The sequence below is a fragment of the Nocardioides jiangxiensis genome (genome assembly GCF_030580915.1).
Classification (GTDB): Bacteria; Actinomycetota; Actinomycetes; order Propionibacteriales; family Nocardioidaceae; genus Nocardioides; species Nocardioides jiangxiensis.
The window spans coordinates 1,245,335-1,263,717 of record NZ_JAUQTA010000001.1; the positions used below are offsets into that span (position 1 = coordinate 1,245,335).

17 protein-coding genes are annotated in these 18,383 nt (G+C 70.4%); 3 read left to right on the plus strand and 14 right to left on the minus strand.

Going from position 1 to position 18,383, the window contains the following annotated elements; all coding sequences use genetic code 11:
• Positions 1-7 precede the first annotated feature (7 nt).
• Together Q5722_RS06115 and clpB are read right to left on the minus strand one after the other, a co-directional pair.
• Entirely contained in the window at positions 8-1,084 is a 1,077-nt protein-coding gene (locus Q5722_RS06115) for a hypothetical protein (RefSeq protein ID WP_305027320.1), read from the minus strand.
• Positions 1,081-3,690, minus strand: a complete 2,610-nt coding sequence (gene clpB / locus Q5722_RS06120; protein WP_305027321.1) for an ATP-dependent chaperone ClpB — start codon at positions 3,688-3,690, stop codon at positions 1,081-1,083. The genes Q5722_RS06115 and clpB overlap by 4 nt, the downstream gene beginning before the upstream one ends.
• A 328-nt stretch (positions 3,691-4,018) precedes the next feature.
• On the opposite strand from clpB, the gene Q5722_RS06125 reads away from it, so the two are divergent.
• A complete protein-coding gene (locus Q5722_RS06125) occupies positions 4,019-6,241 on the plus strand; it encodes a S8 family serine peptidase (protein WP_305027322.1) in 2,223 nt (740 codons plus the stop codon).
• Positions 6,242-6,305: 64 nt separating this feature from the next.
• On the opposite strand, the gene Q5722_RS06130 is transcribed toward Q5722_RS06125, so the two are convergent.
• The 8 genes from Q5722_RS06130 to Q5722_RS06165 form a co-directional block, all read right to left on the minus strand.
• A complete protein-coding gene (locus Q5722_RS06130; protein ID WP_305027323.1) occupies positions 6,306-7,205 on the minus strand; it encodes an Abi-alpha family protein in 900 nt (299 codons plus the stop codon).
• Positions 7,202-8,548: a DUF445 domain-containing protein gene (locus Q5722_RS06135; RefSeq protein WP_305027324.1), complete on the minus strand. Its 1,347-nt coding sequence runs from the start codon at positions 8,546-8,548 to the stop codon at positions 7,202-7,204. The genes Q5722_RS06130 and Q5722_RS06135 overlap by 4 nt, the downstream gene beginning before the upstream one ends.
• A gap of 148 nt (positions 8,549-8,696) precedes the next feature.
• Positions 8,697-9,335 carry a DUF6230 family protein gene (locus Q5722_RS06140; protein ID WP_305027325.1) on the minus strand — a complete coding sequence of 213 codons (639 nt, stop codon included), beginning with the start codon at positions 9,333-9,335 and terminating at the stop codon, positions 8,697-8,699.
• Between the two features lie 62 nt (positions 9,336-9,397).
• Positions 9,398-10,135, minus strand: a complete 738-nt coding sequence (locus Q5722_RS06145) for a hypothetical protein (RefSeq protein WP_305027326.1) — start codon at positions 10,133-10,135, stop codon at positions 9,398-9,400.
• The gene (locus Q5722_RS06150; RefSeq protein ID WP_305027327.1) at positions 10,132-10,572 is read right to left on the minus strand and encodes a DUF6114 domain-containing protein; all 441 of its coding nucleotides are present in this window, start codon (positions 10,570-10,572) and stop codon (positions 10,132-10,134) included. The genes Q5722_RS06145 and Q5722_RS06150 overlap by 4 nt, the downstream gene beginning before the upstream one ends.
• The gene (locus tag Q5722_RS06155) at positions 10,569-11,333 is read right to left on the minus strand and encodes a DUF6230 family protein (RefSeq protein WP_305027328.1); all 765 of its coding nucleotides are present in this window, start codon (positions 11,331-11,333) and stop codon (positions 10,569-10,571) included. Before Q5722_RS06155 ends, Q5722_RS06150 begins: the two co-directional genes overlap by 4 nt.
• Entirely contained in the window at positions 11,330-11,794 is a 465-nt protein-coding gene (locus Q5722_RS06160) for a DUF6114 domain-containing protein (RefSeq protein WP_305027329.1), read from the minus strand. The genes Q5722_RS06155 and Q5722_RS06160 overlap by 4 nt, the downstream gene beginning before the upstream one ends.
• Before the next feature lie 112 nt (positions 11,795-11,906).
• Positions 11,907-12,563: a DUF6230 family protein gene (locus Q5722_RS06165; RefSeq protein ID WP_305027330.1), complete on the minus strand. Its 657-nt coding sequence runs from the start codon at positions 12,561-12,563 to the stop codon at positions 11,907-11,909.
• A 259-nt stretch (positions 12,564-12,822) separates the two neighbouring features.
• Between Q5722_RS06165 and lepB the strand changes: the two genes are divergently transcribed.
• Positions 12,823-13,446, plus strand: coding sequence for a signal peptidase I (lepB, locus tag Q5722_RS06170; RefSeq protein WP_305027331.1), 624 nt, complete (start codon positions 12,823-12,825; stop codon positions 13,444-13,446).
• 48 nt (positions 13,447-13,494) lie between these two features.
• Positions 13,495-14,157: a hypothetical protein gene (locus Q5722_RS06175; protein WP_305027332.1), complete on the plus strand. Its 663-nt coding sequence runs from the start codon at positions 13,495-13,497 to the stop codon at positions 14,155-14,157.
• Positions 14,158-14,171: 14 nt separating this feature from the next.
• On the opposite strand, the gene Q5722_RS06180 is transcribed toward Q5722_RS06175, so the two are convergent.
• Genes Q5722_RS06180 through dnaK form a run of 4 tightly spaced genes read right to left on the minus strand, consistent with a single transcriptional unit; the run spans position 14,172 to position 18,294 of the window.
• Positions 14,172-14,633, minus strand: coding sequence for a heat shock protein transcriptional repressor HspR (locus Q5722_RS06180; RefSeq protein WP_305028340.1), 462 nt, complete (start codon positions 14,631-14,633; stop codon positions 14,172-14,174).
• A gap of 5 nt (positions 14,634-14,638) precedes the next feature.
• Entirely contained in the window at positions 14,639-15,805 is a 1,167-nt protein-coding gene (gene dnaJ, locus Q5722_RS06185; protein ID WP_305027333.1) for a molecular chaperone DnaJ, read from the minus strand.
• 33 nt (positions 15,806-15,838) lie between these two features.
• Positions 15,839-16,456 carry a nucleotide exchange factor GrpE gene (gene grpE, locus Q5722_RS06190; protein WP_305027334.1) on the minus strand — a complete coding sequence of 206 codons (618 nt, stop codon included), beginning with the start codon at positions 16,454-16,456 and terminating at the stop codon, positions 15,839-15,841.
• Positions 16,453-18,294, minus strand: coding sequence for a molecular chaperone DnaK (dnaK, locus tag Q5722_RS06195; RefSeq protein WP_305027335.1), 1,842 nt, complete (start codon positions 18,292-18,294; stop codon positions 16,453-16,455). Before dnaK ends, grpE begins: the two co-directional genes overlap by 4 nt.
• Between the last annotated feature and the right edge of the window lie 89 nt (positions 18,295-18,383).

Here is an 18,383-nt window from a genome sequence, read left to right on the forward strand (position 1 = left end):
CGGGAAGTCAGTGGCGGGACACCCAGCGAGCCACCTCCGGCCGCAGCAGCAGGTAGGCCGTGACCAGGCCCGCCACAGCGGTGACGACCGGGAAGATCGCAGCGATGCCGAACGACGACAGCATGCCGCTCGCGATCGACGAGACCACGAGCACCGACCGGGCCCAGGCGACACGTCGCATGACGAGGACGGCGAGCACCGCGGCGCCGAGCGCCCAGAGGCCGAAGACCGCGCATCCGACGACAGCGGCGACACGGACCTGCGCGACGGTGGCGGTCGCCCCCGCCTCCGGCTGCCACTCCTTCGCCTTCGCGATGGCCTCGCGCACGACGGTGTCGTCGGTGAGAACGGTGTGGACCGCGAACGCCAGGACGGCCAGCACCACCGAGGTGCCGATCCAGGTGAGAACGGCCGCCGCGAGCAGCGCCGGCGGACGGCCCTCGACCGGCGCGTACGCCGCGGACCCACGGGCCAGCCCGTAGCCGGCGTACGGCGGGGGGACGTCGGAGGCCACGCCCGGCGGGACCGGAGGCAGGTGCGGGGCCTCGACCCGCGACGAGGGCGCGGGCGGCGCAGGCGGCACCGGCGGGACCGGCGGCTGCGCCCCACCCGGTGACCGCGGGGGCTGAAGGAGGAACGTCGGCTGCCGCACCGGCCGCCCGGCAAACCAGTCGCGTGCCGGCCCCGACCACAGCAGCATCGCCGAGACCGCGACGAGCGAGGCGGCGACGGAACCGGAGAAGAGACCGGACACGAACAGCGGGACCGCGACGATGGAGAGCGCGAGCCGTGACTGCTTGTGGCGCTGCAGCACGAACCAGCCCAGGACGCACGCCGCCGCCCCCAGGCCGCCGGCCACGACGAAGACGGTGTGCAGCACCTGCTGCACACCGTCGACGCCCATGCCGAGCCCGTCGAAGGGAGGCTCCGACAGCGACTCCTTGATCCGCTCCTGGCTCTCGATCGACCGCAGCCTGATCACGGCATCGAACATGCCGGCCACCAGGAACGCCGACGACAGGATGGTGACCCATCCGGCGACGGTGACCTGGGGCGGCCGGGCCGCGGTCGACTTCTCGCTCATGCGGACATTGTGGCGGTGAGCGACAAGCCCGCGTCCTCCTCGCCCGCCGTGCGGTCGACGAGGACTGTGCCGCCGTCGTTGACCTCGCCGGAGATCAGCATCCGCGCGAGCGGGTCGCCGATCGCCGTCTGCACGAGCCGGCGCAGCGGCCGGGCGCCGTACGCCGGGTCGTAGCCGGTCGCCGCCAGCCACTCCTTGGCCGCCTCGGTGACCTCCAGGTGGATCCGGCGGACGGCGAGGCGCCTGGTGAGCAGGTCCAGCTGCAGGTCGACGATGTGGGTCAGCTGCTCCTGGCTGAGGGCCTCGAACATGACCACCTCGTCGAGACGGTTGAGGAACTCGGGCTTGAAGTGGCTGCGGACGACGCCCATGACCGACTCGCGCTTCACCTCCTCGCTCAGCGTCGGGTCGACCAGGAACGGCGAGCCGAGGTTGGACGTGAGGATCAGCAGCGTGTTGCGGAAGTCGACCGTGCGGCCCTGCCCGTCGGTGAGCCGACCGTCGTCGAGCACCTGCAGCAGGATGTCGAAGACCTCGGGGTGGGCCTTCTCCACCTCGTCGAGCAGCACGACGCTGTACGGACGACGGCGGACCGCCTCGGTCAGCTGGCCGCCCTCGTCGTAGCCGACGTAGCCCGGAGGGGCGCCGACGAGGCGCGCGACGCTGTGCTTCTCGGCGTACTCGCTCATGTCGATGCGGACGATCGCCCGCTCGTCGTCGAAGAGGAAGTCCGCCAGCGACTTGGCCAGCTCTGTCTTGCCGGTACCCGTGGGGCCGAGGAAGAGGAAGGAGCCGGTCGGCCGGTTGGGGTCGGCGATGCCCGCCCGCGACCGGCGTACGGCGTCGCTGACCGCGCGCACAGCCTGCTCCTGCCCGATCAGGCGCTTGCCGATCTCCGTCTCCATCTCGAGCAGTCGGGCGGTCTCGCCCTGGAGCATGCGTCCGGTCGGGATGCCCGTCCAGGCCTCGACGACGTCGGCGATCTGCTCGGCGCCGACCTCCTCGCCCACGAGCTTCTCGACCGGCGCGGCCTCGACCGCCTCGACGGCCTTGATCTGCGCCTCGAGCGCCGGGATCTGGCCGTAGAGGATCTCGCTGGCCTTGGCCAGCTCGCCGTCGCGCTGCAGCCGCTCGGCCTCGATGCGCAGCTGGTCGAGCTGGCGCCGCAGCTCACCCTCGCCCTCGAGGCTCGCCTTCTCGGCCTCCCAGCGCGCCTCCAGCCCACGCAGCTCCTCCTCGCGGTCGGCGAGGTCGGCACGCAGGTTGGCGAGCCGCTCCTTCGATGCGGCGTCGGACTCCTTGGCGAGCGCGAACTCCTCCATCTTGAGGCGGTCCACGGCGCGGCGGAGCTGGTCGATCTCCTCGGGCGAGGACTCGATCTCCATGCGCAGGCGGGACGCGGCCTCGTCGATGAGGTCGATCGCCTTGTCGGGGAGCTGCCGGCCGGTGATGTAGCGGTCGGAGAGGGTCGCCGCCGCCACCAGCGCGGCGTCGGTGATGCGGACGCCGTGGTGGGCCTCGTACTTCTCCTGGATGCCCCGCAGGATCTGGATCGTGTCCTCGACGCTGGGCTCGCCGACGTAGACCTGCTGGAAGCGGCGCTCGAGCGCAGGGTCCTTCTCGATCGACTCGCGGTACTCGTCGAGCGTGGTGGCGCCGATCATGTGCAGCTCACCGCGCGCGAGCATCGGCTTGAGCATGTTGCCCGCGTCCATCTGGCTGTCGCCGCCCGCACCTGCGCCGACGACGGTGTGCAGCTCGTCGATGAACGTGACGACCTGGCCCCCGGCGTCCTTGATCTCCTCGAGGACGGCCTTGAGGCGCTCCTCGAACTCGCCGCGGTACTTCGCGCCGGCGACCATCGCGGCGAGGTCGAGGGAGAGCACGCGACGGCCCTTGAGGCTGTCGGGCACGTCGCCGGCGACCACGCGCTGCGCGAGGCCCTCGACGACGGCCGTCTTGCCGACGCCGGGCTCGCCGATCAGGACCGGGTTGTTCTTGGTGCGCCGCGACAGCACCTGGATGACGCGACGGATCTCGGCGTCACGGCCGATCACCGGGTCGACCTTGCCCTCGGCCGCGGCCTTGGTCAGGTCGATGGAGAACTTCTCCAGCGACTCGTAGGTCGACTCCGCGTCCTGGCTCGTGACGCGCCGGTTGCCGCGGACCGCGGTGAGGCTGTCGCGCAGGCCGTCGGCGGTCAGGCCGGAGTCGGTGAGGACCTTCTTCGCGGAGCTCTCCACCGTCGCCAGTGCGATCAGGAGGTGCTCGGTCGCGACGTAGTCGTCCTTCATGCTGCTGGCCAGGTCGATGGCGCTGCCGAGGACCCGGGTCAGGGACGCGGAGGCAGTCGGCTGCTGGACCGTCGACCCAGTGGCGCGGGGCAGGTCCGCGACCAGGCGGTCGGCCTGGGCGGAGAGGGCGGCGCCGTCGACGCCGGCCTTGGCGACCAGGGTGCGCGCAGTGCCCTCCGGGTCCCGCAGCAGCGCGGCGAGGAGGTGTGCGGGCTCGAAGGTCGAGTTGCCCGCCGTCGTGGCGGCGAGCTGTGCGGACTCGATCGCCTCCCGGCTACGGGTGGTGAACGTGTCGGCTCCGAAAGTGCTCATGGGCGCTCCTTGAGTCGTGGCTTACCGATCATGTCCGGTCTGCGGCGGAGGTCAACAGGGCCGGATGTCATGTTCCACAACGCACCAAGAGTTGAGTCTGTTCCACTCAACTTTTGCCCACGGTGTTGCGTGGGTCACGCTCGGCGGCTGCCCGTGCCTCCGGCTCCTTCCGCCCGGTTCACCCTTCTCGGCGAGGCCCGCAGGGGTGCATGCTGTCAACGACCGGCGAAGCACAGGGTCTCCTGGAGCACGCCCCCTCACCCTCGGGACGTGGTCTCTGGTGCCCCTTGCCGGCCATCGGACTGTTCACCACCCCTCTGGAGGACCGATGTCACCGCAGTACCGCATTCCCGTCGCCGTTCTCGCGTCCACGGCCGCAGCCCTCGCGATCACGCTCGCGCCGGCCGGAGCGAGCACACAGCAGGCGGACCCACCGGGCAGCACGGGAGGCGACAGCACCGCCGTCGCGTCCCCGGACCGGTCGCGCGCGATCGTCCAGCTCGCCGGCGACCCGCTCAGCACCTCCGTGCGCACCCGGCCCTCGGGAGGTCACCGGATCGACTTCGGCAGCAGCGCCGTGCGCAACGAGCGCGCACAGCTGGCGTCGCAGCGCGCTGCGTTCAAGCAGTGGCTGCGCGCCCATGCCCCGGCCGTCCGCGTCACCGGCGAGTACGACATCGCCCTCAACGCCGTCGCGGTCCGCCTCAACGGCACCCCGGTGAGCACGCTGGCAGGCGCCCCGGGCGTCCGCGCCGTGCAGCTCCAGGGGACCTACCGCCCCACCGACGACCACGACCCCGACCTGTCGATCATCTCCGCGCAGTCCGCGTGGCAGGCGAGCCAGGTAGGCGGGTCGGCCGGCGCCGGTCGCGGCGTGAAGGTCGCGATCGTCGACACCGGCATCGACGTGTCGCACCCCTGCTTCGACGACGCCGGGTTCCCAGCGACCCGCCAGCTCGGCGACACCCACTTCACCAACAACAAGGTGATCGTGGCGCGGGTCTTCAACAACAAGGCCAAGGTGATGGGCTACACGCCCGCGGCGATGCAGGAGCACGGCACGCACGTCGCCGGCACGGTCGCGTGCGACCTCGACACCCCGGCCGACGTCAACGGCGTCACCATCCCCTACGGCGTCTCGGGCGTCGCGCCCGCGGCCCAGCTCGGCAACTACAACATCTTCCCCGCTGCCGTCGACGACGCCCGCAGCGAGGACATCCTCGACGCCCTCGAGCAGGCCTACACCGACGGGATGGACGTCGCGAACATGAGCCTCGGCGGCAGCGCCTCCGGCATCGACGACCTGCTCACGGTCGCGATCGACGACCTGGACCGCGCCAACATGGTCGTCGCCGTCGCCGCCGGCAACAGCGGCCCCGGCCACTACACGGTGGAGTCTCCCGGGTCGGCCCAGCGTGCGCTGACGGCTGGCGCCTCGACGGTGCCGCACTTCGTGGGCTCGCCGTTCAGCTTCGGCGGCGGCTCGACCGGCCTGGCAGCCGGCGACTTCGCGACGGTCTCGACCGACCTGACCGCGCCGATCGGCGTGGTGACCGGTTCGATCGGCGGTCTCGGCGACGCGTGCTCGGCGCTCCCGGCAGGCTCGCTCGCCGGGAAGATCGCGGTCCTGTCGCGTGGCGGCTGCGCGTTCTCGGTGAAGATCCGCACGGCCCAGGCCGCAGGAGCTGCCGCAGCGGTCGTGGTCAACAACGTGGCCGGCGACCCGGTCTCGATGGGCCAGGACGGCACCGCCGACCAGCCGACCATTCCGGCGTACATGGCCTCGCTGGCCGACCGCGCCGCGCTCGCGGCAGCCGATGGGGCCTCCGGCACCATCGGCGCCACCACGTCGTACATCTCCAGCACGAACGTCGACATCATGGCCGGGTTCTCGAGCCAGGGACCGACCGACGCCGACTTCCGCGTCAAGCCGGATGTCGTGGCTCCCGGCGTCAACGTGCTGAGCTCGATCCCGGCGTCCTTCTGCGACACCCCGCCGTGCTGGGCCTTCTTCCAGGGCACCTCGATGGCGACGCCGCACCTCGCCGGATCCGCCGCCGTCGTGATCGGGGCGCACCCGTCGTGGTCGGCTGCCGCGGTCCGCTCGGCGATCGTCAACACGGCAGACCAGGGCGTGCTGAAGGACTCGGCGACGGGCACGTCCGTGGTCGACGACGTGAACGTGGTCGGTGCCGGCCGGGAGGACCTGCTGAGCGCGGTCGGAGCCACGGTCGCCCTCGGCCCGGTGAGCACGAGCTTCGGCTCGACCGCTGCCGGCTCGGGCACCACGCTGACCCGCACGGTCACGGTGACCAACCTGGGCGGCTCCGCGGCGACGTACAGCCTCGCGGTCGACTCCACGACGGGCAGCGGCGTCACCTTCTCGGGGAGCCCCGCCTCCGTCTCGCTGGCACCCGGCGCGAGCGCCACGGTGACCGTCAGGATGGTGGCGGCCCGGGGAGCCGCGAAGGGCGACCACCAGGCGATGCTCCGGCTCAGCGCCGGAGGCACGGAGGTCGCGCACTCTGCGCTCTACGCCTTCATCAAGTAGTGCTCACACACGTGCGCCCCGGCTGCGAGCAGCCGGGGCGCACGTGTCGTCGGAGAACGCCGGGTCAGTCGAGGTCCTGCGGAGCCTGGTGCTCGGGGAGCTTCGAGGTGTCCTCGTCAGGCTCGAGCAGGCAGGTGCGGCAGAAGTCCTCGCCGAACGGCGTGAGGTGGATCGAGCGGCGGACCACCTTGTGCGAGCGCACGGAGTGCATCGCGGCCAGCACGTCGGGCTGCGCCTCGACGACCTGGTACTCGAGCGGGTCGCGCAGCTGCTCGCGCGAGAACCAGATCAGGCCCAGGCGGAACAGGTTGTTGAGGTACGACGGCACCTGGTCGAGGTAGCGCACGCCGGCACGCGGGCCGATCATGTTCAGGCCCGGCGCGATCAGCTGGGAGCTGACCATGCCGATCGCGCCACCGGTGCGGACGTCGACCGCGGGCTGCGGACCGCCGCGCAGGAGCAGCAGGAGGATGCGGCCCTCGTCGGGCGCCATCTCCGACAGGATCCGGGCGTACGCCGGATGGCCCTGCTCGTTGTTCCACACGTCGCGCGAACGCGCGAGCAGCGCCTGGCCCTGCTCCCGGAGCGACGCCTGCATCTCGAGCTCACGGCGTGCAGCCGAGGAGGTCGACGGCGCGAGCGCGGCGTGCGAGCCGTTGGAGCTGCCGAGCGAGGCGCTCACCTGGATGACGGCCTGCGGCAGGGAGACGCCACTGCCGACGGCCTTGGCGACGTCACCGAAGATCGAGCCGGCCTGCGCCACCCCCGCGACCAGGTCCAGCGCGCTGGCGGGGTTGGTCGCGACGGAGAGCACCTTGCGGGTGGTCCTCACGCCGGCGACGACGCTCCACTCCGCCGTGCGCAGCCACGAGGTGGCCGCGAGCCGGACCAGTCCGGGCAGGGCGTCCATCTTCGGCGAGGCGAGCTCGCTCGAGGGCGCCCGCTCAGGAAGGTTGTTGCTCACGACACACCCATCGCCTTGAAGATCCCGTAGTGAATGAAGCCGCCCGCGGCGCCCATGATCGCGCCATGAGCGTAGAGCATCCACTCGTCTTCCTTGATCGCCGAGCGCATCATCTCGACGAAGTCACGGGACGGGAGCTCCTTGGTGCGGGCGGCGATCAGCGTGCGGATCTTGCCCGACTGCTGGCGTGAGAACTCGGGGTCCTTGAACGGCGTGATCGTTCGACCCACCGCCTCTGCCGCGAAGCCGGCCTTGATCGAGTCGTAGGCGCGGACACCGATGGCGATCCGGGCCGCACCGCGCACCGGGCCGGCAGCCCGGTCGATGGCCGGCATCATCGCGGTGGCCAGCATCTGACGGGTGCGGTCGCCGCGGGGACCGTCCATCAGGAAGTCGCCGATGCGCTCGAGGGTGATGACGTCGTCGGCGATGATCGTCGCGTAGACCTCGGCGGCCTGGTCCTGGCGGCGCAGGAAGAGGCCGTGGAACTTGATGCCGAAGTAGCGCGTGGGCTCGGTCGGCTCGAAGATCAGCCACATGCCGAGGGCGTTGGTGATCCAGCCGACGCCGATGCCGAGGACGGGCAGCATCCACCAGGTGTGGAACCAGTGGTCGATGAAGGCGACGGGGATGCCGAGGATGAACCCGAAGAGGAAGCCGAAGGCGACCATCAGGTTGAGCTCGCGCTGGCCGATGTCCTTGAAGACCTTGATGACCAGGCCGGGGTTCTTCCGGAAGTGGTCGATGACCATGATCTTGGGGTCGAGCAGCTGGTCGATGTGCACGCCGATCTCGTCGGTGATCGAGTTGACCACCGACGGCAGCTGCGACTGCACCCGCGCGATGATCGCGCGCTTGCCGGCGGCCGGCAGGTCGCGCCAGAACGCCGGGTTGTTGGCGAGCATGACCTGCTCGACGATCAGCGGGATGTCCGGCTCGAACATCGTGACGATGTGCTCGGCGATCTTCTCCGGCTCGAGCTGCTGGTAGAACTCGGCCGGCGTGCCCAGCTTGGCGATCGCCTTGTCGACGGCGATCGAGCCCATCTTGGCGGCGCGGGCGGGGACGATGCCCTGCCAGCCCAGGCCGCCCTGGAGGATGCCCGGCACCTCCTGGATCTTGTGTGGCAGCAGGCGCGCGATGTCCTGCATGCCCGGGACCTTGAAGCCGTGGAAGTTCACCGGGTAGAAGAGCATGATCAGGCCGGTCCAGTTGATCAGCCAGCCGATGACAGCGGTGAACAGCGGGATCGATGCGAAGGCGAACCACTCCATCGGAGTGTTGAGATGGCTCAGCAGCCAGTCACGCTGGGACAGCCAGTCCCAGAAACCCTCGAGCGACACGTTTACCACCTAGCCCCTGACGTCCAGGGCTGTCGACCGCCCTGTGGTTTCCGTCACTGGGGTGAGGGTAGCGGCTGTCGCAGCCCTGGCGATACGGATCCGGATAACGGGCGGAAAGAGACACTCTCCGCGTCTGGCCTGCACTTCCTCAGTGCGGCAGCGGCGTCGCATCGCCCGGGGTCGTCCAGCACTCCGTGCCTCCGGCAGCCTTCGGCACCACACTGATCTTCAGGCCCGGCAGCTTGATCGGACCACCGATCTCGGCGTCGTACAGGTAGCCCTTGGCGCTGAAGATGTCGCCTGCGGTGGCGTCGATCCCCCACCATCCCGTGCCGGTCGGTGCTCCCAGCGGGTTGTCGACGCCGGGAAGCGTGGTGATGTCCTGGGTGGCCATGCCGATCTGCACGCGGCCGTCGAGGTTGATGCCCGTGCTCGAGCCGCGCAGCTGCGTGATGTCGAGCTGCACGTTGGTCGCCTGGATCTCCCGCGTCGAGCTGTCGCCGTCGCCCGCGGTCAGCTTGATCACGACGTCGCCGATCACCGGCAGGGTCTGCACCTGCGAGACGCAGAGCCCGTCGAGCGTGCCCGTCGCGAAGCCCGCCGCCAGGACGTTCTTCGTGCCGACACCGGCGACGTCGACCTGCGCCATGCCGAACCCGATGTCCTGACCGCTGACGCGCCCGCTGCTGAACTTCGCGGTGCTCCCCTGATACGTCACGACGGCGGCGAAGACATCCTGCCGCAGCAGGGTCAGCGCGCCCGCGACGACGACGAAGGCGAGCAGCATCAGCGGGGTCGTCTGCCTCCACCTGGTCCCGTACGCCGGACCGCCGGCCGTCCTCGCCCCCATCACGAGACCGTCAACAGGGTGTTGGGGAGGTTGACCGAGTAGGCACCGCTGATCTCGCCGTTGGCGCCGGACGAGGTGGTGACGGCGTACCGGATCTTGAGGTTCATGCCGCAGCCACCTGCGCTCACGTCGATGAAGATGTCGGCGATGGTCCACAGCGCGTTGTCCGGGCGCACGAAGTCGTTGCAGCTGAAGGTGAGGAAGGAGAGGTTGATCGTGCTGTCGGCCGTCACCCACAGGTCGGTGTAGATGGTCTGGCCGCTCGCGTTGCCGAGCTTCGCCGCGGCGTCGGGGGTGAGGGTCGTGGTGTACCCGGAGCCGCCACTGGTCGCCAGGCTCGCGCTCTTGTACACCTGGAACTGCTGGAAGGTCAGCCGGTAGAGGCCCGACTCCGTGGACCCGTCGGCGTACTTCAGGGTCTGGCCACTGGTCTTGCTCACCGCGGTGATCTGCCACTTCGTCTCGTAGCAGGGCTGCAGGAAGAGCGTTCCGCAGCCCAGGCTCGAGGTCTGGGTGCGCGGGATGACCATGTTGGTCGTCACCTTGGACAGGCAGGGATGCAGCGTGACCCCGCCCTTCGTGGTCAGGGTGGCGCGGTTGACGTCGCCGGCACCGCACGCCTGGACCGCCTGCGCGGCCTCGCGTGGGGAGTCCGGCCAGAGCCCGAGAGTCACGACGACAGCCAGCACGGCGAGGAAGACCCACGCCCGCTGCCATCGTCGCGCAGTGCCGCTCACGCCTCCGGTCCGGCGACACCGCGGCGCGCGCCCCGGCGGCGCGGCCGCAGCTCGCCCCAACCGAAGATCATCGAGCCGCCGATGATGCCGAGGATCGTGCCGATCAGGAAGCCGCCGAAGTTCGACCCGACGAACGCCGCCATGGCGGTCAGGACGCCCAGGAAGCCCACCAGCCGTGCGTAGAGCGGCGACGCCCAGGCGACGACCGCGAACAGCACCATGCCGCCACCGAGGATGTAGCCGGCGCTGCGGTTGAAGCCGCCGGTCAGCGCCATGCCCAGCGAGTAGCTGTTCAGCTTCATGATGACGAGGCCGCCGAGGGCGAGCCAGAGCCCACCCCAGAACGGTCGCGTGCGCCGGAAGGCGCGGAACCAGCGGACCGCCTCGGTCCCCGGGATGCGGCGGTTGGGACCGAGCCGGTCGGTCGAAGCGATCATGATGCGCAGTCCGCCTTCGTCTTGGCACCGGGCAGCACCCGGATCTTCAGGTTGGGAAGGTTGATCTGGCCCTGCAGGTCGATGCCGTAGGAGTCGGCGTCCAGGTTGGACACGTTGAGGGTCTGGGCCTGCAGGCCGAAGGCGCCCGGGGTGCCGGCGAACGGGATCGTGTCCATCATCAGCGTGTCCGCGGACTGGCCCAGGGTGAGCTTGGCGATCTGGTCACCGGTGCCCGAGAGGTTGTCGGAGGCGAGGTAGAGCTGCTGTGCCGCGATCGCCTGGCCCGTCGGGTTCGTGAGGGTGCCGTCCACCGGCTCCCCGGCCGTGACCAGCAGGGAGACGTCGCCGAGCACCGGCAGGTTCTGCTTCGCGATCGCGCACAGTCCGTTGAGCGTGGCGGTCTTGAAGCCGAGCTGGGCGACGGCCTTGTCGGTCGAGCCGTAGAGGTCCTGGACGTTGATGTAGCCGGCGGCGTTGAGGCCGGAGACCTTGTCCGTGTAGACCTTGTAGGCCGAGTTGGCGGTCGTGAAGTTCACCGCGAGCACGTCCTGGCTGACCGCGACGAACATGCCGGCCAGGCCGGCGAACGCCGTCAGGGCGAGCACGCCCGCCCGCTTGCGGGTACCGCGGCGCGGCCCCTCCTCGGCGCGCAGCAGCATCGCGTCGGAGGTGTCGCGCAGCGCGTGCAGGCGCTCGACCGCCGCAGCACGCCGACGGCGTACGGCCTCGGCCAGGCGCATCCGGATCGTCTTGCGCTTCATGCCGCGACCGGGTCCTTGGCCTGCTTGCCCTGCCGGCGCTCGAGGCGACGTTGGCGCTTCTCCTCGATCTTCGCCAGCTGCGTCTCCGAGTACGGCGTCCAGGCGAAGATCATGCCGCTGCCCGCGATGCCGAGGATCATGCCGATCAGCCACCCGCCGAGGTTGGCCAGCGGCAGCGAGGCGATCGAGAAGGCCATCGCCATCAGGGCCGGGAAGTGGCGCTGGGCCGGCATGAAGAACGACACCAGCGCGGCCGCGAGCATGCCGCCGCCGAGGATGTAGATCTGGGCTCCGCCGGTGCCGAGGTACGCGAGGAACTGGAAGGTGCTGTCCACCACCGGGCGCAGCACGAAGTAGGCACCGGCCGCGAGGACCAGGCTGCCCGCCGTCGGGCGGGTCTTGAGGTAGCGGTAGGTCGCGTGCCGGAGCGCCGCGATCCGCGAGGGTCGGGTCTGGTTCATGGTGTCCCCTCCCAAGGACGTGTCCCCCTCCCGGGGACGGATGGCGACCACGCCGGCGCCGGGGCGAAAGGGGGTCAGTGGAAGCCCCGGCGCCGACGCGGTCAGGTCCGGATCAGCAGGTCGCCGTACCGGTGGTCGGCGTGAGGGTCACGCCGGTCAGGCCGATGGACGCCAGGTTGACCTGGAAGACGTCGGCGTTGACGTTGTTGAGCGCGACGTTGCTGGTGTCGCCCACCGCGCCGCCGGCCGACTGGCCGGACTCGATACCGAAGCCACCCAGGTTGGCACCCTGCGTGACCGTCGACTGGTGGTTGAGCTCCTGCTGCGCGACACCGACGCTGACGTTCTTCAGCGTCGCGTCGGTGGTGACGCCCTGGGCGTTGAGGTCCACGGAGTTGCCCAGCGCGACCGAACCCGGGAGCTGGATCTTCAGCCCGATGTTCGGAATGATCGGCAGGCCCGTCGGCTGGTTCGCCGCGAGACACACCTGGTTGACCGTGCCGTTGGTCAGCGTGACGAAAGCCGACTGCTTGTCAGCAGCCGTGCTGTCCGTCTGCGACGCCGCGGCCTGGGCCGCACGGAGCGAGAGCTCCACGCCCGAGCCACTGCCGGACGCCGCGGTGACCTTGAACGGGTTCGTCGAGCTCAGCGACGCGGAGACCGCGCCCTGGAGCATCGCGACACCCAGGCCGACCGACACCACGGTGGCGGGCACCGTGACAGCAGCGAACCGGCCGAGCCGCACGCGGCCCATACCCTTTTCCTTCATGTTTCCCTCCCAGGAACATGCCCGCCCGCGCACTCGCGCGGACAGGTGGCAGCAGCCGCACACGCGGTCGCGATTTCCTCCCGAAGCCGTTGGTGTCGACCGGGCTCCCTACCCGGCCGGGTCCTCGCATTCGTCTCTCCCCAGACGAATCGGACCTCGGCTGCTTCTGGGTAACGTACGCCACAGTTCCTGAAGCGTCCAAGTGACCTAGGTCGCACCGGGACCCCCGACTTTCGTCTGCGACCGAGGAGCACAACCGATGGAGCCACCCCTGCGCACCGAGCGCGGATCAGCCGGACACGTGGTCGGCTGGACCGCACTCGTCGCGTTTCTCCTTGCCCTGTTGACGATCATCGCCGCGCTCGCCTTCTCCGTGCACGTCAAGGGGCACTCGATGGAACCCACGGTCCACCAGGGTGACCGGCTGCTGGTCCAGTTCTGGAAGCGCGGCGACCCCCGGCGGTTCGATCTCGTCGAGGCGCAGGTCGGCGTCGCGAAGACCCCGGTGGTGAAGCGGATCGTCGGCCTTCCGGGCGACACCGTGGCCGTCACCTTCGCGAAGGGAGAGCCGGTCGTGACGGTCACGCCGGCAGGGAGCGACACGACGTACGTCGTGGAGAACCCGCGCTGGACCGAGCAGGTCGGCGACCGCATCGCGCCGTGCTGCAACGCCGACGGCACGGCGGGAACGGCGCCGACAGAGGTCGTCGTCCCGGCCGACTCCTACTGGCTGCTGGGCGACAACTGGGGCGGCTCCGACGACAGCCGGACCTACGGCTTCGTGAAGAAGGCCGATGTCGGCGGCGTCCTCAACCTCCGGATCCAGCCGCTCAGCCGGTTCGGCACGGTCCCCAACCCGGCACGCCTCGTCGCGCAGAACTGACCGATCGGACGACACGAGGGCGGCGGCGGTTCCGTCAGGATGGCCGACGTGTCTGTCCGCATGAAGGTCCTGCTCGCCGTCCTCGGTCTCCTCGCCGCCGCAGTGGCGGCGCCCTTCGCCTACGGCTGGGTGACCAAGCACCTGAGGGTCGGCCTCGAGGCCGGGGAGGACCCGTACGCCGGCGTGCGGATCGTGCACCGGCAGCTGCCGCCGAGCACCGTCCCCGACGAGTGGGCGCGGCGCCTGGAGAAGCAGGCGGGCGAGGACCTCGGGATCAGCGTGCGGCAGGACTGGCGGCCCGGTCGCGGTGACGGCTCGTGGCTGCACGGCGTCGCGTTCCAGCGGCAGCTCGCCCGCACGGTGACGGTCCCGGACCCGCGCGACTTCCGCGTCATGGGTGTCCTCACGAACGCCGACGACCCGGCGGCCGTCGCCGCCCACGGGGCGATCTACATGATCTGGTTCCAGACGCCGGTCGACTCCGACCAGTGGATCCGCTCGCACCCGAAGGTCTTCACCGACCCGGCCCTGGAGAAGCACCACACGACGTGGTGGGCCGGCTTCGACGTGGTCGCCTACGCGCCGCCCGCCCGGGGCAAGGACCTCACCGACGTCGTGGACCACTGGGTCCGCAGCGTCACCTCGTGCCCCGACAGCGACCAGGGCTGCGTCATCCCGCAGCACATCGCGACGGCAGGCGCCACGCCCTGACCCGGCGCGCCGGGTCAGCCGCGGTCACGGCGCCAGACGACGACGGACGACGAGGTGTCCGGCCGCAGGATCGGCAGCCGGCCCGGTGCCGCGGCGACCGGTGGAGCCGGACTGGCCGACGCACGGTTGAGCACCTGGCGCAGCGCCTCCCGTGCCTGGTCGAGCTCCGCCTGCAGCTCGGCGTTGCGCTGGGCCAGCGCCGCGGCGCGGTCCTCGAGCTCGAGGATCCGTCGCACACCCTCGAGGCCGATCCCGGAGGACGTGAGCTCGGCGATCTGGCGCAGCAGGTCGATGTCGCGAGCGGAGTAGCGGCGGCCACCGCCACCGGTGCGGCCCGGCGTCACGAGCCCGAGCCGCTCCCAGGTGCGCAGGGTCTGCGGGTGCAGGCCGGTGAGCTCCGCGGCGACGCTGATGACGTAGACCGCCGCGTCGTGCGCAGGACGACCCGCCCCACCGTTGCGGCCGGACTCTGCCATCGGGGTCACGCCTCCTCGAAGAGCCTCGTGCGCAGCGGCTTGTCACTCGTCGCTGCACGATAGGCCTCGATCGCCTCCCGCGCAGCCGCGTCGAGCACCGCGGGCACGTGGACCTCGACCGTGACGAGCAGGTCACCCTGCGTGCCGTCGGCCTTCTTGACGCCCTTGCCACGCACGCGGAAGGTGCGTCCGTTGGGCGTGCCGGCCGGCAGCCGGAGGGTCACCGGTGCGCCCCCGAGTGTGGGCACCTTGATCTCGGCGCCGAGCGCGGCCTCGTCGAAGCCCACCGGGACCTCGAGCGTCAGGTTGTCGTCCTTGCGGCCGAAGATCGCGTGCGGGCGGACCTTGACGGTGACATACAGGTCACCGGCGGGGCCGCCGTTGTCGCCCGGCGAGCCCTTGCCACGCAGCCGGATCCGCTGGCCGTCCCTCACCCCGGCAGGGATGCGGGCCTGGATCGTGCGCGAGGACGTGCCGCGACCGGAGCCGTGGCAGACGGGGCAGGCCTCGTCGTACGCCATCCGGCTGCCGTGGCACGTCGGGCAGGTCTCGTTCATCGAGAAGCCGCCACCGGCGCTGACCGCGACGTAGCCCGTGCCCTCGCAGGTGGGGCAGACGTGCGGTCGCGTGCCCGGCTTGCCGCCGGTGCCGTGGCAGGTGGCGCAGGCACCGTCGCTGGCCAGGCGCAACGAGATCGTCACGCCCTCGAGCGCGTCCGTGAAGGAGATGGTCGCCGAGGTCTCGGCGTCCGCCCCCTTGCGCGGCCGCGGCTGCTGGCGCGCACGCCCGCCGCCCCCGAAGAGGTCGCCGAACATGTCGCCGAAGCCGCCACCGCCGCCGGTGCGGTCACGCAGCAGGTCGTTCAGGTCGAAGCCGCCCGCGGAGTAGCCCCCGGGGAAGCCGCCACCCGGGAAGCCGCCACCGGAGAACCCGGCCGGCATGGAGCGGAACTCGTCGTACTCCTTGCGCTTCTCGGGGTCACCGACGACGTCGTACGCCTCGGCCACGGTCTTGAACTTCTCGTGCTTGGCCGTGTCGCCGGGGTTGGAGTCGGGGTGGTTGGCGCGCGCCAGCTTGCGGTAAGCCTTCTTGATCTCGTCCTGCGTTGCGTCCTTCTTCACGCCCAGCTCGGCGTAGAAGTCCTTCGACGCCCAGTCAGCCTTCGCGCTCATGCGCGCACCTCCCTTCCCTGCTTCTTCTGGTTCTTACTCAACCGGGTCCACGACGAGGACCTGCGCCGCGCGAACGACGCGATCCCCGATCTTGTAACCGGTCTTGGCGACGTGCTGGCACGTCGTGACGTCCACCGCAGCGTCGGTGCCGAGGTGCGTCAGCGCCTCGTGGAGCTGCGGGTCGAACGGGTCGCCCGGAGCGCCGAACCGGGTCAGGCCCAGGTTGCTGACGACCCGCTCGAGCTGGTCGGCGACCGCCTTGAAGCCACCCTCGAGCTCGCCGTGCTCACGCGCCCGGTCGATCGTGTCGAGCACGTCGATGATCGGGCTGAGCACCTTGAACCGGGCGTTCTCGGCGACGACCTCGCGGTCGCGGTCGACCCGCTTCTTGTAGTTGACGTACTCCGCCTGCAGACGCTGGAGGTCGAGCGTGCGCTCCTCCAGGGCCATCCGTGCGACCGTCAGCTCGTCGGCCTCGGCCTGGTCCACGGGGACCTCGACCTCGGTCTCGTTGGCCATCTCCGCCGCCTCGTCACCGAAGCCGTGCGGCGCGGCCGCCGCCCCTGCCTCGGCGGCGAGGGCGTCGCCCTCCGGGGAGGGAGCCGCAGTCTCCTGCGGCTCCCCCTCGGGGTTGAACGGGGTCTCGGTCACTTGGACTCGTCCTCGTCGATGATCTCGGCCTCGACGACGTCGTCGTCGGCGTCGCCGGTCGCCTCGCTGGCGCCACCGGCAGCGGCCTGGTCGGCCTCGGCGGCGGCGTACATCGCGGCGCCCATCTTCTGCGAGGACTCCCCGAGCTTGGTCACACCGGCGGTGAGCTCCTCGGCGGTCGCGGCCTCGTTGGCGAGGATGGCCTTGAGGGCGTCGACGTCGGCCTGGACCTCGGTCTTGACCTCGTCCGGGACCTTCTCGCCGTTCTCGGAGAGGAACTTCTCCGTCGAGTAGACGAGGGTGTCGGCCTGGTTGCGGACCTCGACGGCCTCGCGACGCTTGGCGTCCTCCTCCGCGTACTGCTCGGCCTCACGGACCATGCGGTCGATCTCGTCCTTGCTCAGCGCCGAGCCACCGGAGATGGTCATCGACTGCTCGCGGCCGGACGCGTGGTCCTTGGCGGAGACGTGGACGATGCCGTTGGCGTCGATGTCGAAGGTGACCTCGATCTTCGGGACGCCACGCGGCGCCGGCGGCAGGCCCGTGAGCTCGAAGTTGCCGAGCGGCTGGTTCTGCGCCCACATCTGGCGCTCGCCCTGGGCGACCTTGATCTCGACCGACGGCTGGTTGTCGTCGGCGGTGGTGAAGATCTCCGAGCGCTTGGTCGGGATCGTGGTGTTGCGCTCGATGAGGGTGGTCATGACGCCACCCTTCGTCTCGATGCCGAGCGAGAGCGGGGTGACGTCGAGGAGCAGCACATCCTTGACCTCGCCCTTGAGGACGCCGGCCTGGAGGGCGGCACCGACGGCGACGACCTCGTCCGGGTTGACGCCCTTGTTGGGTTCCTTGCCACCGAGCAGGTCGCGGACGACGTCGCTGACCGCGGGCATGCGGGTCGAACCGCCGACGAGGACCACGTGGTCGATCTCGGAGACCGGGACGCCCGCGTCCTTCAGGACGTTCTGGAACGGCACCTTGGTCCGCTCGAGGAGGTCCGCGGTGATCTTCTGGAACTCGGCGCGGGTGAGCTTCTCCTCGAAGTGGAGCGGGCCGTCGGCACCGACCGTGATGTACGGCAGGTGGATCTGCGACTCGGACGAGGAGGAGAGCTCGATCTTCGCCTTCTCCGCGGCCTCCTGGAGGCGCTGCTTGGCCATCTTGTCGGCCGAGAGGTCGACGCCGTGAGCGGCCTTGAACTTGTCGACCATCCACTCGACGATGCGGTTGTCCCAGTCGTCGCCACCGAGGTGGTTGTCACCGGAGGTCGCCTTGACCTCGACGACACCCTCGCCGATCTCGAGCAGGGAGACGTCGAACGTGCCGCCGCCGAGGTCGAAGACGAGGATCGTCTGGTCGTCGCCCTTGTCGAGGCCGTAGGCCAGTGCGGCCGCGGTCGGCTCGTTGACGATGCGCGCGACGTTGAGGCCCGCGATCTCGCCGGCCTCCTTGGTCGCCTGGCGCTGCGCGTCGGAGAAGTACGCCGGGACGGTGATGACCGCGTCGGTCACCGGCTCGCCCAGGTACGCCTCGGCGTCACGCTTCAGCTTCTGCAGGATGAAGGCGCTGATCTGCTGGGGGTTGAAGGACTTGTCGTCGATCTCGACGGTCCAGTTCTCGCCCATGTGGCGCTTGACCGAGCGGATGGTGCGGTCGACGTTGGTGACCGCCTGGCGCTTGGCGACCTCGCCGACGAGGACCTCGCCGTTCTTGGCGAACGCGACGATGGACGGGGTGGTACGAGCGCCCTCGGCGTTCGCGATGACGGTGGGCTCGCCACCCTCGAGGACGGCGACGACGGAGTTCGTCGTGCCGAGGTCAATGCCGACTGCGCGGGCCATGTTGGTTCCCTCCGTGTGTGGTGTGGACCCGGGACCGGGGCCGGTCCGGGAAAGTTTCGGGGATTGCGGCCATCCTGCCGCCGTCGCGT

What these genes read in the sequence shown, in the direction of transcription:
- Q5722_RS06140 (WP_305027325.1), bottom strand. Translation starts at nt 9,335, where the DNA reads ATGCTGCTCGCCTTCGTCGTCGTCGCGGGCGCGCTGACCCTGCTGCGG.
- Q5722_RS06125 (WP_305027322.1), top strand. Translation starts at nt 4,019, where the DNA reads ATGTCACCGCAGTACCGCATTCCCGTCGCCGTTCTCGCGTCCACGGCC.
- lepB (WP_305027331.1), top strand. Translation starts at nt 12,823, where the DNA reads ATGGAGCCACCCCTGCGCACCGAGCGCGGATCAGCCGGACACGTGGTC.
- clpB (WP_305027321.1), bottom strand. Translation starts at nt 3,690, where the DNA reads ATGAGCACTTTCGGAGCCGACACGTTCACCACCCGTAGCCGGGAGGCG.
- Q5722_RS06155 (WP_305027328.1), bottom strand. Translation starts at nt 11,333, where the DNA reads ATGAAGCGCAAGACGATCCGGATGCGCCTGGCCGAGGCCGTACGCCGT.
- Q5722_RS06165 (WP_305027330.1), bottom strand. Translation starts at nt 12,563, where the DNA reads ATGAAGGAAAAGGGTATGGGCCGCGTGCGGCTCGGCCGGTTCGCTGCT.
- Q5722_RS06115 (WP_305027320.1), bottom strand. Translation starts at nt 1,084, where the DNA reads ATGAGCGAGAAGTCGACCGCGGCCCGGCCGCCCCAGGTCACCGTCGCC.
- dnaJ (WP_305027333.1), bottom strand. Translation starts at nt 15,805, where the DNA reads ATGAGCGCGAAGGCTGACTGGGCGTCGAAGGACTTCTACGCCGAGCTG.
- Q5722_RS06150 (WP_305027327.1), bottom strand. Translation starts at nt 10,572, where the DNA reads ATGATCGCTTCGACCGACCGGCTCGGTCCCAACCGCCGCATCCCGGGG.
- Q5722_RS06160 (WP_305027329.1), bottom strand. Translation starts at nt 11,794, where the DNA reads ATGAACCAGACCCGACCCTCGCGGATCGCGGCGCTCCGGCACGCGACC.
- dnaK (WP_305027335.1), bottom strand. Translation starts at nt 18,294, where the DNA reads ATGGCCCGCGCAGTCGGCATTGACCTCGGCACGACGAACTCCGTCGTC.
- Q5722_RS06180 (WP_305028340.1), bottom strand. Translation starts at nt 14,633, where the DNA reads ATGGCAGAGTCCGGCCGCAACGGTGGGGCGGGTCGTCCTGCGCACGAC.